The organism is Desemzia sp. FAM 23989 (assembly GCF_045528345.1).
In the GTDB taxonomy this organism is placed as follows: Bacteria; Bacillota; Bacilli; order Lactobacillales; family Carnobacteriaceae; genus Desemzia.
On the sequence record NZ_JBGQQT010000035.1, the window covers coordinates 1 to 13949 of the forward strand.

Below are 13949 nucleotides of genomic sequence, written 5' to 3' on the forward strand. Positions count from 1 at the left end.
GTTGCAATGAAACTGGTACTATATCTTGTCTTTTCATCATCATTCCTCCAACTTGTTTACTATGAAATCAAGTATAGAGCGGAAAAGAAGATATTTGAAGATACCGTTTCATTTTGCGCTTACTTTTGAATAGCATCTTCTACTTCAACTACTTTTGCTTTTATCGTAGTTTGGCCTAATGGAAACCCGATCGCTGCTCCCACATGAACGGGACTGTCTTGTAAAAATTCGCGGCACATTTGGACGGGGAAAGAATTGATGGCGACCATTTTAAAGCCATACTCATCGGCTTCTTTACAGAGCTGCTTGAACTCTTCCTCAGTTGCATCTGCACGCAGTAGAGTATGGTCTATTAAATGGGCTAAATCAGTTACAGATATCATATTGTCGGCCTCTTTTCAAATGGTAGGATAGTTCTAGTTTACACTTTAGCGTACGGATTAAAAAGAGAAATTCATTTTGGAGAATGGTTTATTGATCAAGTGAGAAGGAAGACAAGGGTCACTTGAGTAATAAAGAGAGGTTATTATTCAAGTGAGGCCTCCAAAACTGTTCACTTGATTAATAAATCCACTTTATTCATCAAGTGGACCATTATTCACAGCTCAATTGATGAATAAGCTAATGAACCGATTCTGTTGGCAGCCTAATTTGGTAGAAATCTATTGATTCCTTGGCAGAAAGGCAGTACAATTATGGTTCGCTTTGATACGGATAAGGGGGCAATGTACATTGGTTGATACAGAATTGAGAAAAGAAAAAGAGTACCTTGAGTTGGTGTACGGAAAACTGCTGGCAGCGGAAGAAATGCTGCAGGATGCTATCAAACGGAACAGGGAAGAAGGCATTGCTGAATTGAAACACATGTCGAGTGAAGGCAGTTTGAACTTTGACAGCGTGTTGGACAATTTGGATACTTTTTTAGGCATCGAAATGAAAAGCCGAGAAATCGACCAAATGAATATCAAAATGCAAGCAAACCAAGCGTTGTTGGAAAAAGTAGAGCGTCTCCTAAAAGCTCCTTATTTTGGGAAAGTTATGGTGGATTTTTTGGACGAGGAGCCAGAAGAACCGTTTTACATCGGTACCAATGGTTTTGCGGATGAAGATGGAGAAAATCTGGTGTACGATTGGCGTTCGCCGATTGCGGAATTGTTTTACAACAATACTCTCGGGAAATCTTCTTATGTTGCGCACGAGCTGCCAATAGACGTGGAAATCAACAGTCGCCGGCAATTGATTATTGAAAAAGACCAGTTGTTGAACTACTTTGACACGACAGTAGCCATCCAAGACGATGTGCTCTTGGAAGCTTTGGAGCAAGACACTACCCAGCAAATGAAAGACATTACAGCAACCATTCAAAACGAGCAAAACGTCATCATTAGAGACACAAAACATCCTATTTTGTTGGTAAATGGAGTGGCAGGTAGTGGGAAAACATCTACTGTTATGCAACGCATTGCTTATTTGCTGTACTCTTTACGCAAAGAAATTACGTCGGATAATGTATTGATATTGTCCCCCAACAATCAATTTATTAACTACATCTCAAATGTTTTGCCTTCTTTAGGAGAAAAGAATCCGTTGAATATGACATTGCTGCAATTTTTAGGACAGCGTTCTAATTGGGCTATGGAAACAGAAGAAGAGTACTTTTCACGCATTAGCCAAACTGATATAGACCATCAAACAGCCCTTTTAAGAAGTCTGGAATATGTGGACTTTTTAAAAGGTGCTGATGAAGTGATAGCCAATACAGATGGTTTATTTAAAGACTTGATGTATAGAGGGAAAGTCCTCATTTCAAAAGAAAAAATGAAGAAAATTTATGAGACGACTCCAGCTGAGAATCCTGTAATCGACAGAATCCAAGCTACCAAACAGCGTCTTTCTAGTTATTGGGAAAGACGTCTTCTTACTCAGGCTAAAAGTCATGGCATACAAGACCAAATTTTGGAAATGTCGGAAAAAATGCAATTGAAGCATTTTGGAAAACTGATTGCAGATGATAAAGAAGATGAAATTATTCAGTATGGAGAACAGTTACTGCGCAAGAAATACCGCGGGATCACGAAAAAAATCAACCAAAATAAATGGATAGATTTGACTCACCTTTTTGATACATTGTATTTTCATCATCAAAAGGAAGTGTATGTTCATTCTAAAGAATCTTTAACAGTAGATGAAGCCGTCATTTACTTGCTGCTGATGAATACTTTCGTGGAAAGAATCTCGTTTCCGTTAATGCGCTTTGTGCTGATTGATGAAGTGCAAGATTACACTCCAGCGCAAATGAGTTTGCTGTCGGATTTATTTATGAAAAGCGACTTTACAATGGTCGGAGATGAAAACCAAGCCATTTTCAATTCTTCGATTACATTTGCAGAGATTGCAGGTATTTTTGAGAACAAACAAAAGAGTATCCAGCGTTATGACTTAGTGAACAGCTACCGCTCTAGTGGTGCCATTACGAAAGTCTTTAGTCAGTTGGTAGGGGAAAATCAAAAAATTGAGATAGTTCCTGTTCGACCTCAAGGGAATGAACCAAAATGGTTTGAAGTGTCTGATAGGAATGACTTAAAAGCCGTATTTGAACAAGTAGTGGCTGAACTAGACGGCAAATCGTTAACGGTCATCACCAAGAGTGAACAAGCTGCAGAAGAGTTGTCGGATTACCTGATGGAGACTCTCCCGTTCGTGTATTCGATTAACGTTATCCCCATCAGTTTATCTAAAGGGCTAGAATTTGATAATGTGCTTGTGCATGATGTGTCCGAAGCTAATTATGCGGATGAGCGCGATCAGCGTATTCTCTATACAGCAGTATCCAGAGGGATGCAAAATTTGTTTATGACTTATACAGGAAAGGTAAGCAAGTTCTTGAAATAATCTAAAAGACGCGCACGAAATCAACGGTGATCTTTGATTTTGTGCACGTTTTTTTGTTGTTTTACGCGTTGCGATGGCTTTATTAGTCAAGTGGGGGCTCCAAAAACGATCGCTTGAAGAATAAAGTAGTTTTATTTATCGAGTGGATTAAAAATTACAGCTCACTTGACTAATAAACTGACTTTACTTATCAAGTGAACTTTTTTTCACACCTCACTTGACCAATAAAGGAGAATGAAGTTCGTAAAAAGTGCTTTTGTAGTGGCCGTGTGTTTGATAATGACTCGCTAATACCCGCTGAACGCGCTGTTCGTCGTATTCTTCCCCACACCAGAGATAGATGAGACATTTAGTAACGTTCATTTCTGGATAAAGTAGATGGCATTCTTCTGCCGAACGTTTGATAGCTTCTGAGGCCGTTTCTTTATACCCGCAAGCTGCACAAATGCGATTCTGACGTGTACTTATGTGCTCAAATGAAAAGCATTTGGGACAAAGGATTCCTTTCTTTAACACAGAAAAGTCATACTGTGGCAAATCAGGGGAACGATAGTTTTCAATATGCAATGCGCATAATTGATTTGCAAGTTGCTCAAAGTGGCGAGGTAATTGGTTTGCAAATAGGAATGGTTTATCCCTCGGAAGTTTGTACAAATAAAAGTCAGGATTGATAAAGACGATGTGCGGGTTTACGTCCATTTGGAAGCCTAATTTGTGAAGTAAATTATGGAGAAGCGGCTGACTTCGGTAAACTTGAGTTAGAGGATTCGAGATAATGAAATCAGATCGTCCGTGAAGAACACCATTTTTGTAATCATAACTGCCAGAATAGTTTTTTATTTCATAAAGAGAAAGCTGATTCCCCTTTAAAATCAGGCAATCGATTTGAAAGAGTTGTCCGTTATCCTTAATTAACAAATCGTTGATGACGAGACTTTCATCTGGCAAGGTTTCAGGTAAAACATCAAAATCCACTTCACCTTCGAACCCCTTTTAATGGTTGAAATACTCTTTTTTCTCAGAAGATTTGAGGTCAGTTCGATAATTTAAAGATTCTAAAACTCTAAGTGTCAACGGTTTAGAACGTTTCTTAATAATCATAAAAAAACTCCTCTCACAAAATAGTTATTACTGTATACTATTCGCGAAAAAAGGGTTAAATTGTTAAATGGATTAGATTTTATTCTTCAAGTGAAGTCTTTTTAAACGTTCACTTGAAGAATATTGTAGCTTTACTCATCAAGTGGTGCATAAGAAAAGACTTACTTGAGGAATAAATCCACTTTACTCATCAAGTGACATATAAAATAAAACTCACTTGAAGAATAAACTGAAAATAGCAGCTTAGGCATACAAGTGAAGTAAAAAAGGCATTTCCACCGACTCTAAATATCCGGTGGAAATGCCTTTTTTATAGTAAAGTTTAACCTAGATTCGCATAAGAATCAGCAATCCACAAATCAAAGTCTTCTTGTTTTTCGTATTGCATCACATCATACATTTCAGGAGAGACAACTTGGAATTGCTTTTTAAAAACAGCTAAATCAAATTCTTCCATCTGTGTATCTCTTTTCACACGGCTGAAAATTTTCGTATAAGCTTTTCCGTCGTAACCCAGTTTTTTTCTTGGCGTTTTTAAGGGTACACCTTTTTCAGTCACACCCATAAATCGTGCGGCATAAAAAGCAGCTTCTTTAACGGCAAACACTCGGTCGCTTGTTGCTAGTTTGGTTAAGATGTATCTTGATTTTTGACAATCATATTTAGCCAATTCTTTTACGGCTTCCATTCTAGTTTCCCAACTATCTTTTGTGTTGGCTTTTATTTTTAATTCTTCTATATTGGCTGGTTCTTCTTTAATAATTTTCATAGTAACGCTGCCTCTTTCTGTTTCTGGACTTAACGTTCATATTATAGCGTTCGATTTACGATTACAAGGTGATTTGGATTAAAAAAGTGTTTGCTCATTTAAAACTTGACGTTTAAACGGCGAAAAAAGAGCTGCCATGAATTCGGTAGCAGTCCGAATTCATATCAGCTCTTTAATACTTAAATGGTTGCTGCAGGATTTTCTCTGTCTATAATTTCGATGATTGTATCTGTGGTAGATCTATTTTGAAACTCGTTAATGTGTTCGTCCAAAATATGTCCTCGCTCAATAATCAGCGCATCTTCTAAAATGGTGTTAGAACGACTCTCAACTAAGTCATCAATATATTTAGCGGTTTCATTTGAAATCGCGTTTGAAGAAGAACGGTAAAAAATCGTTGGTGTATGATCGACAGCATAGTGAAGCACATGGTCGATTTCGTAAGTAGGACTGCTTAAAGTAGTAGGTATAGTGGTCTCGATGGCACCATGTTCATCACAGCTAACATCGATAATCATCGTACCTGGTTTGAGGTATTGTAAATCAGTTTGATACACAAGGTGATCTTCACGGGCAGTATCCCAAAGAACAGCATTCACAATGACATCAAATTCAGTCATTTCTTTTCGGAACAAGCTTTCTTGACGGCGATTATAAACGCGGACGTCAGCACCTAAACCAATCAAAATACGTTGAGCACCACGAGCCGTATTTCCGCGTCCGATAAGTGCTACTTTGGTATCATACGGCATAAGTCCGCTTAATTGATAGGCATGCATGACAGCTGCTTCGCCAGCCAGTTCATTATTGCGCCAGTAAGAATGTCTGTTGTCCTCATACATATCTTCCCAAGCATACGCAGAGATTTTATTTGCGATGAGTAGATCGGTCACCTCTTTATTTTGTACCGCATGTACCCAACCAAAAATGGTTTGACCTGGCTGTAAATCTTCTAAAAAGTCAGCGTCTCCAATTTTTGGATCGCAAACGATATCTTGAGCCAACGCCGTTTCTCTCGAGACAATCTGACAACCTAAAGCGGTATATTCAGTATCTGATATATTCAAAGCGCTTCCATAACCTTTTTCAAAAAAAAGTGCTTCTCGATGTTGCAGTTGTACAATATCTTTAGGCAGCAAGGCAATCCGTTTCTCCCCAGTTTTATGACTGTTGACGAATCCGATAGTACTCAGTTTTTGTAACATATCCCTGACCTCCTAATTTTAGTCATTATGTACTCCAAAAAAGCCTAACATAATATCTTATTATCTCATGAACGAGGACAGGTTACAAATGAGAGAGAAACAATGAGACGATCACTTTTTGATATCGCTTAGTTGGGATAACATTCGTCCTTGGAGCATAGATAAGAAAAGCAACCATAAGATGATAATTCACATGGTTGCTAAAAATAGTTAGTTACCTTTGTTTAGTAAAAAAGTCGATGATACTTACCAATAACATATATATGAAGTTAGGTGGTTGTAAATATGCGCAACTGTTGCCATCGAACTAGCCTATTTTAAATATTCTTTGATAATCGCTTTGTATTCTTCAATCTTAGATAAATAATCTTCAATCGACACATACTCATCTAACTGGTGTGGCAGGGTGGTTACTCCAGGACCATAAATCACCACATCAAATTGATTATCCGTTTGAGTAAAGGCAGCAGCATCTGTTACAGGAGAGATACCACCAGTTTTAGCATTTGTATGGGCTAAAACAGCTTTCGCTAAATCAGAATCTTTATCCGATTCCACTGAATTCAAGTCATAGTCAATTTTCAACTCAAGGTCTACATTATTTTCTTGGTTCAGTTCATCCACGATTTCCTTCAACAATTCTTTCACTTTTGTATTATCGAATTCAGGAATGGTACGGATATTCCCTTGTACTGTTGTCGTAGCGGGAATACTGTTTACTTGATCTCCGCCATTAATAATGGTCACACTTGCTGCTACAGTCCCTAGTACATCATTAGTATAATCATTAGTAACTTTATTAAATTCTTTATTGAAACGTTGGATAAATTTACTCATATTTGTAATGGAATTGATTCCTTCATCTGGCATAGAACTATGAGAAGATTTACCGTGAGAAACAACGGAATAGTTTAAAGAACCTTTATGGGTATAGGCTGCAACATCTACAGGTTCGCCAATTAATAAACCATCAAGATCGTCAGCATAGCCTTCTTCAGCTAATAAAGTAGAACCTAAAGCTCCGACTTCTTCGCCTACAGTAGCCATGAAACGAATCGTCCCATTAAAATCAGTCTCTTCATTTTTCAGTTCAATCATTGCGATGGCTAAAGCAGCTAATCCAGATTTCATATCCGTCGAACCGCGACCATATAATTTGTCGCCATCAATCTGTCCCGAGAAGGGTGGGAATTTCCATTCGCTTTCCTCTCCAGGCGCTACTACATCTTCGTGCCCGCTGATTCCTAAAACCTTCCCTTCGCCATTAGAGTATTCGGCAACTAAGTTATGACGGGTTTCGTTATAAGCGACATGCTTAGATTTAATGCTGTTAGCAGTGAATAATTTTTCTAGATAATCGGCTACATCTTTCTCATTATCATTGACAGATTTGATTTTCACAATATCTTGTAGAATTTTAATACGTGCTTCTTTATTCATCATACATGTCCCCTTTCATCTGTCTTCATCATACAACTTCGCAATTAAATAAGACATTAAAAGGCGTCGATAGGGTCCATTGACTTTACCTAACCTAAAACACCTTTTAATCTGTCATCTAGATTTCAATGTTTCAGGGGATAGAGAATTAGTATATTTATATGACGGATTGCAAAATATAAACAGTAAACCTCTTTAACAAAGCAGTAATATTGGGACAATTGAAAGCAATTCTATATAATAAGACTAAAACAAACAAGAAAGGTGAGTATAATGATGAAGCTCATGAAAAAAGTACCAGCAGGGACATTTCTTATTCCCATGCTGGTTAGCGCGTTTATCTATACTTTTTGGCCGAACTTATTCAATATAGGCGGTATTACGCAAGATTTCCTTGGGGGAAGCAGTATCAACTTTATTATTGGGATGATCACTTTTTGTTCGGGAGTTGGGATAGATATTAAGAGTGTTTCAAAACTTCTAAAACATCATGGAGTTGTCTTATTAGTAAAAATAATCCTAACGATTGCAGCGGGTTTACTTTATATGAACTTCTTTGGACAAGAAGGAATATTTGTAATTAGTGCTTTAGCTTTTGTTGTGGCTTTGAGCAGTATAAATCCAGCCCTCTATCTTTCACTGGTTAGTGACTATGGTGATGAGGTGGACAGAGGGGCTTTTGGGGTAGTTAGTTTATTTGCTATCCCTGCACTGCCTTTACTTGTTTACGCCGTTTCTGGAGGAGGAACAGTAAGTTGGATGCCGATCATCTCCACACTGATTCCGTTACTACTGGGAATTATTTTAGGGAATCTTGATCATGATTCTAGAGTCTTTTTTGGTAGTGGGACAAGTATTTTAATGCCGTTTCTTGGATGGAAAACCGGTCAAGGGATGAATTTGATTGATGCGTTTCAAGCTGGTTTATCTGGAATCTTACTGATGGTTGTATTTTACATTTTGATGAGTCTGTTAGTAATAGCGGATAAAACACTTGCAAAAAGTGATGGGGTTTCTGCTATGTCTATGAATGCTGTAGCAGGTGTGTCTGCTGCATTCCCAGTGGTTATAGCTGCCGCAAATCCAGGCTTAGATGCCTATGTATCAGACGCATCTGCACAAGTCTTGACCGCCTCAATTGTGATGGTCATTGTGACACCGGTAATCACTAAAAAAATCTATCAAAAAGTACATCTTAAGAAAAATTAATCATTTTTTAGAGCTGTATAGAGATAAATAATAGGTTGAAACAATTAAAAAGTTATAGAATAAATACTGTTAAATGCGTTTCAAGAGTTTGATCACATGCCTACAAATAGAACTTCCCTGTTGAGGAGCTTTTCCTCAGCAGAGAAGTTCTATTTGTATTCAGTGGTCACAAAGATTTATGTCTTGTGCTCTATGCATAAAATTTTATCAGTTAGTTGTGACTCAAATATTGAAGAGCTTACAGTCTATTCAAAATCTTCGCTTAAGATCTCTATACGTTTTTCAAAACTAACTTCTTCATGGATTTCGTGCAACATCCAGACATAACCGAATGGATCTAAAAAAATTCCGTTAGATATGCCCATGTTTTCCATTTTAGTGACACCTTGAATTTCTGTACAACCTTGTTCAATCGCTTTATGGTAGGTTTCATTAATATCGTTGACCATAACATTGAACCAAAACGATTGTGGCGCGCCTTCTTTAGGGGCCACCAATTGGTATTCAGGATTTTCATCCAGCATGTGGAAACGAGTGCCAAAAATAGTGAAAACTGCCTCGTTAGAACCTGTCTTAAAATCCGTTACTTCTACACGCTCAACCGCAAAAATCTTTTCATATAATTCAATCGCCTTGAGACTGTCTTTCACCACAAAATCAAATTCAACAGCTTCCATTGTATTCATCCTCGCTTTTTATTTTTAGTATAACAGAAGCCCCCTGAGAGTTGCTAATCATACTTCGAGAAGAGAGTTGTTCTAAAAATCCACAGACTAAAAAAGCCGGTAGTTCGAATTTGACAGAGTATCCAGTGTGACGTATGATAGTTATTAAAAAGGACACCTTTTAGTGTCGTATAATGATAGACGTAGTGAGGAGAGGATGATGTTGAGCGAAAAAGCTGCAGAGAGAAGTGTCTTTGAAGCTGTTTCTGATGCTAACAGACGGAAGTTGCTTCGCATCTTGGCAGATGCTGATGAGTTGCCGCTTTACGACTTAACGGCTCAATTTGATATAGGACGCACAGCTATTTCTAAACATTTGAATATTCTAAAAGAAGCTGATCTGGTTACTAGCAGAAAAGTAGGTAGAGAAACTAGGTATCGGTTAAATGCTTCACCCTTAAAAGAAATTAAAGATTGGGTATCTTTCTACGAAGATTTTTGGAAAGAAAGAATCAGTAAATTAAATCAATTATTGGAGGAACAAAAAATGACAGCAGATGTAACGTTAGATTTTCAATTAACTAGTCCAATCGAAGTAGTCTGGAGCGCCTTAACCAATTCGGATATGCTTGCCCAATGGATCTGGGACAATAATTTTAAACCTGTTGAAGGACAAGAGTTTCAATTTCGTTCAGAACCGAATGAGTATTGGGATGGCATTGTAAATGGAGAAGTTATTGAAGTAAACGAGCCTCATAAATTATCTTATACTTGGGCAAGTGCTGGCGAAACAACCACTGTTACATGGACATTGACAGCGAATGAGGAAGGAACAGCTCTTGACTTTGAACAAACGGGCTTCAGTGAAGAAACAAAAGCTGCTAAAGGGGCTATCGAAGGGGCTAAATACAGCTGGATGGAATTCGGCAAGAAATTAACAGTGCTATTGGAATCAACAAAATAACTTGACTCAAAAACAGAAGACTTTTTCTTAAACCGGAAAGACTTCTGTTTTTCTCATTTGGAGGGAAAATGATGGAAAAGTTTGAAGAATTTTTAACGGGAATCGATCATCCAGATCACCGGGAACGCACACAAGAAATACTGCAGCGGGTATCCGAGCAGTATCCACAATTAGCGACTGTCATCAAGTGGAATCAACCGATGTTTACGGATCATGGTACGTTTATTATCGGCTTTAGTGTGTCCAAGCAACATTTGGCAGTGTCTCCTGAAAATGCAGGAATCACCCACTGCGAGGAAGCCATCAAGCAAGCCGGCTATGACTATACAAAAGGAATAGTGCGTATCCCATGGAACAAGCCAATGGATTACTCATTACTGGAGAAGATGATTGAGTTCAATATGATGGATAAGGCGAACTATACTAAATTTTGGCGATAGTACAAAAAAATAGCCCTCTAGCTACCAAAATAAATGGTTATATAGAGGGCTGATTTATTAAGTTAATAGTAAATTCAAATTAAAACGCAGCTGTCCAGCCGCCATCTGCTGTAATAATCGTACCATTTACAAATTTAGATTCTTCAGTACCCAAGAAAAGTGCTACGGCTCCAATATCTTCCGGTTTTCCGACGCTAGGAATGACACCTTGAACAACTTTAGTTCTTGCGGCACCAAATTCACTTACATTCGTCATACTGTGACCAATATTGGTCGCTACAGCTCCTGGAGCAATACCATTCACGCGGATGTTGCTTTGTGCATACATGTAAGCTGAATTTTTGGTTAACGCTACAACAGCATGTTTTGAAGCCCCATAAGCTACGCCAGCATGAGCACCGTTCAACCCGCCTGTAGAAATGACGTTGATGATATTTCCTTGTTTATCATTTTCCAACCAGTAATTGATTGATTTACGCATAGAGCGCATGACACCTTTAGTATTTACATCGAAGATACGATCCCATTTTTCATCCGTAATTTCGCCTACTGGTTCAAATCCATCCATAATTCCAGCGTTGTTGACTAAGATATCCAACGTTCCGTATTCTGTGATAGCTGTATCAATCATATTTTCAATATCAGTTGCTTCAGACATGTCTGCTCGAACAGCAATTGCATCGCCACCGTTAGAAACAATGTCTTTAGTGACAGATTCTAATCCTTCAAAGTTAAAGTCGGTCAAGACAACTTTTGCACCTTCTCCAGCATACAATTCTGCAATCGATTTTCCCATTCCAGATGCAGCTCCGGTAACTAGTGCGACTTTCCCTTCAAGTTTTCCCATTATATATCCTCCTCAGCTATGTAAATCGTTTTCTTTTCGCGAAGTAGTATACCGCTATTTAGATTTTATTACTATGATTTTTTTGTGACTTTATCCTATTTTACTGCTATTAAAGCTAAGTGAGTATGCTCAAATGGAAAATAATAATTTTTTTGTTGACGTGAAGGGTGAAAAAAAGTAATATTTAAAAGGGCTCCCAATAAACAGGTGAGCACAATAAAATAAACAAATCCCCCCGTTCTGAAAGGAATGGGGATTTTTTTGTTTTATTGCCCTCGACATCGAAATAGGGGGATTTATCATGACAAAATATTTATTTGTTACAGGAGGCGTAGTGTCTTCAATCGGGAAAGGTATTGTAGCAGCATCGCTAGGAAAATTATTAAAAGAGCGCGGATTAAAGGTGACGATCCAAAAATTTGATCCGTATATCAATGTAGATCCTGGAACAATGAGTCCTTATCAACATGGAGAAGTTTTTGTGACGGATGACGGTACGGAAACAGATTTGGATCTAGGGCATTATGAGCGGTTTATTGACATTCGCTTGAACCAATACTCCAATTTGACGACAGGTAAAATTTATTCCAATGTTATCCAAAAGGAGCGCAAAGGGGACTATTTGGGCGCAACAGTCCAAGTGATTCCTCACATCACCAATGAAATCAAAAACAAAATCGTCCGCGCCGGTGAATCCACTGATTCAGATATCGTGATTACTGAGGTCGGCGGAACAGTAGGAGATATTGAATCTCTTCCGTTTTTAGAAGCGTTACGTCAAATGAGAAAAGATGCCGGAAGTGAGAATGTTCTTTATATCCATGTCACACTGGTCCCTTATTTGAAAGCTGCTGAAGAATTGAAAACAAAGCCTACTCAACACAGTGTGAAAGAACTGCGCAGCTTAGGAATCCAACCAAACCTGTTAGTGGTTCGAACAGAGACCGAATTACCTGACTCCGTAAAAACTAAACTCGCCAACTTTTGTGATGTGGAAAAAGAAGCCATTATCGAAAACCAAGATGTAACGTCAATTTATGAAATCCCTCTATTGTTAAAAGAACAAAAAATGGACGACATCATTTTGGACAAATTGAATATCCAAGCTCCACAACCCGATATGACAAGTTGGAAAGAGCTGGTCACTAAGACCCAACAGCTTCAAAAAACAGTCCGGATCGCCTTGGTCGGAAAATATGTCGCACTGCCAGATGCTTATCTGTCAGTCGTTGAAGCCTTGAAACATGCCGGGTACCAAATGGACCGGAAAGTGCACATTGACTGGATCAACTCTGAAGAAGTAACGGCAGAAAATGCGGCTGATATTTTAAAAGATGCAGACGGTATCCTAGTTCCTGGAGGATTTGGCAGTCGCGGGTTAGATGGTAAGATGTTCGCCATTCAATATGCCCGAGAGAACCGAGTGCCGTTTCTAGGGATTTGTTTAGGTATGCAGTTGGCGTGTATTGAATTTGCACGGAATGTGGTCGGCTTGAAAGATGCCAACTCTACAGAAACTCATCCTGTGACTCAACACCCTATTATCAGTTTGATGGCTGATCAAGATGAGTTAGGCGATCTAGGCGGTACTCAGCGCTTAGGGTTGTATCCTTGTGAGTTGAAAGAAGGGTCGTTGGCACGGGCGTTGTATCAAGAAACATCGATCGAAGAACGTCACCGTCACCGATTTGAATTTAATAATGCTTACCGTGAACAGTTAGCAGAACATGGCTTGGTCTTTTCAGGTTTGTCTCCTGATAAACGCTTGGTCGAAGTGATTGAATTGAAGGACCATCCGTATTTTATTGCCAGTCAATACCATCCAGAGTTTCTTTCTAGACCTGATGCACCGCACCCATTGTTTGCTGGTCTGATCAAAGCTGCGTTAAAAGGGTAGAAAATGATCCTCTATTCAATGAACAATAAATCAGCAGTATGCGATAGACGGACGACCAAGAGGATACATGCGTAAATTCATGGTGTCCAGAATCACTTTCAGAGACTTAGCTCATGATGGTAAAATCCCTGGCGTTAAAAAAGCCAGCTGGTAAAAATACTCTATTAAAATACTCCTCCTTTAGGATTTTTCTTAAAGGGGGAGTATTTTTGTTTTCTTACTAAATATAATATGGCGAAAAATAATGAACTGGTTAACTTTACAAATTATACCTAAGGGGGTATAATTTGTAATACAGGCGGGGGTATAAAAATTGAAGAAAATTATTGTCACCACTATAAAAGGGTATCAAAAGTGTATTTCACCTTTATTTGCACCAAGCTGCCGTTACTATCGTAAGCCCGTTAAAATTAACCGCATAGAATTGTTGTCTCCCCTCTTGTAAGATTGACTTATCTCAATCAGACAGGAGGGATTTTTACTATGCGAGATCAAAAAAATAATCAACCCATCGTCCCCG

General features: G+C 38.5%; 10 protein-coding genes and 3 pseudogenes. 6 read left to right on the forward strand and 7 right to left on the reverse strand.

All coding sequences use genetic code 11. The annotated features are described in order from the left end of the window. Positions 1-125: 125 nt before the first annotated feature. Positions 126-383 (reverse strand): annotated as a pseudogene (locus ACEN36_RS12460) (deoxyribose-phosphate aldolase); the annotation flags it as partial. Between the two features lie 349 nt (positions 384-732). Between ACEN36_RS12460 and ACEN36_RS12465 the strand changes: the two are divergent. Further along, positions 733-2892, forward strand: coding sequence for a HelD family protein (locus ACEN36_RS12465; protein WP_407126821.1), 2160 nt, complete (start codon positions 733-735; stop codon positions 2890-2892). A 213-nt stretch (positions 2893-3105) separates the two neighbouring features. Here the strand turns inward: ACEN36_RS12465 and ACEN36_RS12470 are convergent. The 4 genes and pseudogenes from ACEN36_RS12470 to ACEN36_RS12485 form a co-directional block, all read right to left on the reverse strand. Continuing rightward, positions 3106-3873: pseudogene (locus ACEN36_RS12470) on the reverse strand (nuclease-related domain-containing protein); the annotation flags it as partial. 442 nt (positions 3874-4315) lie between these two features. Beyond that, positions 4316-4762: a HEAT repeat domain-containing protein gene (locus ACEN36_RS12475; protein WP_407096596.1), complete on the reverse strand. Its 447-nt coding sequence runs from the start codon at positions 4760-4762 to the stop codon at positions 4316-4318. Between the two features lie 179 nt (positions 4763-4941). Beyond that, positions 4942-5967, reverse strand: a complete 1026-nt coding sequence (locus ACEN36_RS12480) for a N(5)-(carboxyethyl)ornithine synthase (RefSeq protein ID WP_407096595.1) — start codon at positions 5965-5967, stop codon at positions 4942-4944. A 312-nt stretch (positions 5968-6279) separates the two neighbouring features. Further along, positions 6280-7407, reverse strand: coding sequence for an ArgE/DapE family deacylase (locus ACEN36_RS12485; protein ID WP_407126833.1), 1128 nt, complete (start codon positions 7405-7407; stop codon positions 6280-6282). 276 nt (positions 7408-7683) lie between these two features. On the opposite strand from ACEN36_RS12485, the gene ACEN36_RS12490 reads away from it, so the two are divergent. Beyond that, positions 7684-8616, forward strand: a complete 933-nt coding sequence (locus tag ACEN36_RS12490; RefSeq protein ID WP_407126824.1) for a 2-keto-3-deoxygluconate permease — start codon at positions 7684-7686, stop codon at positions 8614-8616. 245 nt (positions 8617-8861) lie between these two features. Here the strand turns inward: ACEN36_RS12490 and ACEN36_RS12495 are convergent, their stop codons facing one another. Continuing rightward, positions 8862-9293 carry a VOC family protein gene (locus ACEN36_RS12495; RefSeq protein ID WP_079650724.1) on the reverse strand — a complete coding sequence of 144 codons (432 nt, stop codon included), beginning with the start codon at positions 9291-9293 and terminating at the stop codon, positions 8862-8864. 211 nt (positions 9294-9504) lie between these two features. Here ACEN36_RS12495 and ACEN36_RS12500 point away from each other — a divergent pair, with 211 nt between their 5' ends. Continuing rightward, positions 9505-10245: a metalloregulator ArsR/SmtB family transcription factor gene (locus ACEN36_RS12500; RefSeq protein ID WP_407126827.1), complete on the forward strand. Its 741-nt coding sequence runs from the start codon at positions 9505-9507 to the stop codon at positions 10243-10245. Between the two features lie 71 nt (positions 10246-10316). Then, complete coding sequence (locus ACEN36_RS12505) at positions 10317-10685, forward strand: iron chaperone (protein WP_407096591.1); 369 nt, start codon at positions 10317-10319, stop codon at positions 10683-10685. Between the two features lie 79 nt (positions 10686-10764). Here the strand turns inward: ACEN36_RS12505 and ACEN36_RS12510 are convergent, their stop codons facing one another. Further along, on the reverse strand, positions 10765-11532 hold the full coding sequence (locus ACEN36_RS12510; RefSeq protein WP_407126829.1) for an SDR family oxidoreductase: 768 nt from the start codon (positions 11530-11532) through the stop codon (positions 10765-10767). Between the two features lie 301 nt (positions 11533-11833). Between ACEN36_RS12510 and ACEN36_RS12515 the strand changes: the two genes are divergently transcribed. Together ACEN36_RS12515 and ACEN36_RS12520 are read left to right on the forward strand one after the other, a co-directional pair. After that, positions 11834-13429 carry a CTP synthase gene (locus ACEN36_RS12515; protein WP_407126831.1) on the forward strand — a complete coding sequence of 532 codons (1596 nt, stop codon included), beginning with the start codon at positions 11834-11836 and terminating at the stop codon, positions 13427-13429. Between the two features lie 43 nt (positions 13430-13472). Beyond that, a pseudogene (locus tag ACEN36_RS12520) lies at positions 13473-13583 on the forward strand (30S ribosomal protein S14); the annotation flags it as partial. Between the last annotated feature and the right edge of the window lie 366 nt (positions 13584-13949).

Excerpts from the sequence above, each read along its gene's own strand:
- ACEN36_RS12505 (WP_407096591.1), top strand. The coding sequence starts at position 10,317 with ATGGAAAAGTTTGAAGAATTTTTAACGGGAATCGATCATCCAGATCAC.
- ACEN36_RS12510 (WP_407126829.1), bottom strand. The coding sequence starts at position 11,532 with ATGGGAAAACTTGAAGGGAAAGTCGCACTAGTTACCGGAGCTGCATCT.
- ACEN36_RS12475 (WP_407096596.1), bottom strand. The coding sequence starts at position 4,762 with ATGAAAATTATTAAAGAAGAACCAGCCAATATAGAAGAATTAAAAATA.
- ACEN36_RS12480 (WP_407096595.1), bottom strand. The coding sequence starts at position 5,967 with ATGTTACAAAAACTGAGTACTATCGGATTCGTCAACAGTCATAAAACT.
- ACEN36_RS12515 (WP_407126831.1), top strand. The coding sequence starts at position 11,834 with ATGACAAAATATTTATTTGTTACAGGAGGCGTAGTGTCTTCAATCGGG.
- ACEN36_RS12495 (WP_079650724.1), bottom strand. The coding sequence starts at position 9,293 with ATGGAAGCTGTTGAATTTGATTTTGTGGTGAAAGACAGTCTCAAGGCG.
- ACEN36_RS12485 (WP_407126833.1), bottom strand. The coding sequence starts at position 7,407 with ATGAATAAAGAAGCACGTATTAAAATTCTACAAGATATTGTGAAAATC.
- ACEN36_RS12490 (WP_407126824.1), top strand. The coding sequence starts at position 7,684 with ATGAAGCTCATGAAAAAAGTACCAGCAGGGACATTTCTTATTCCCATG.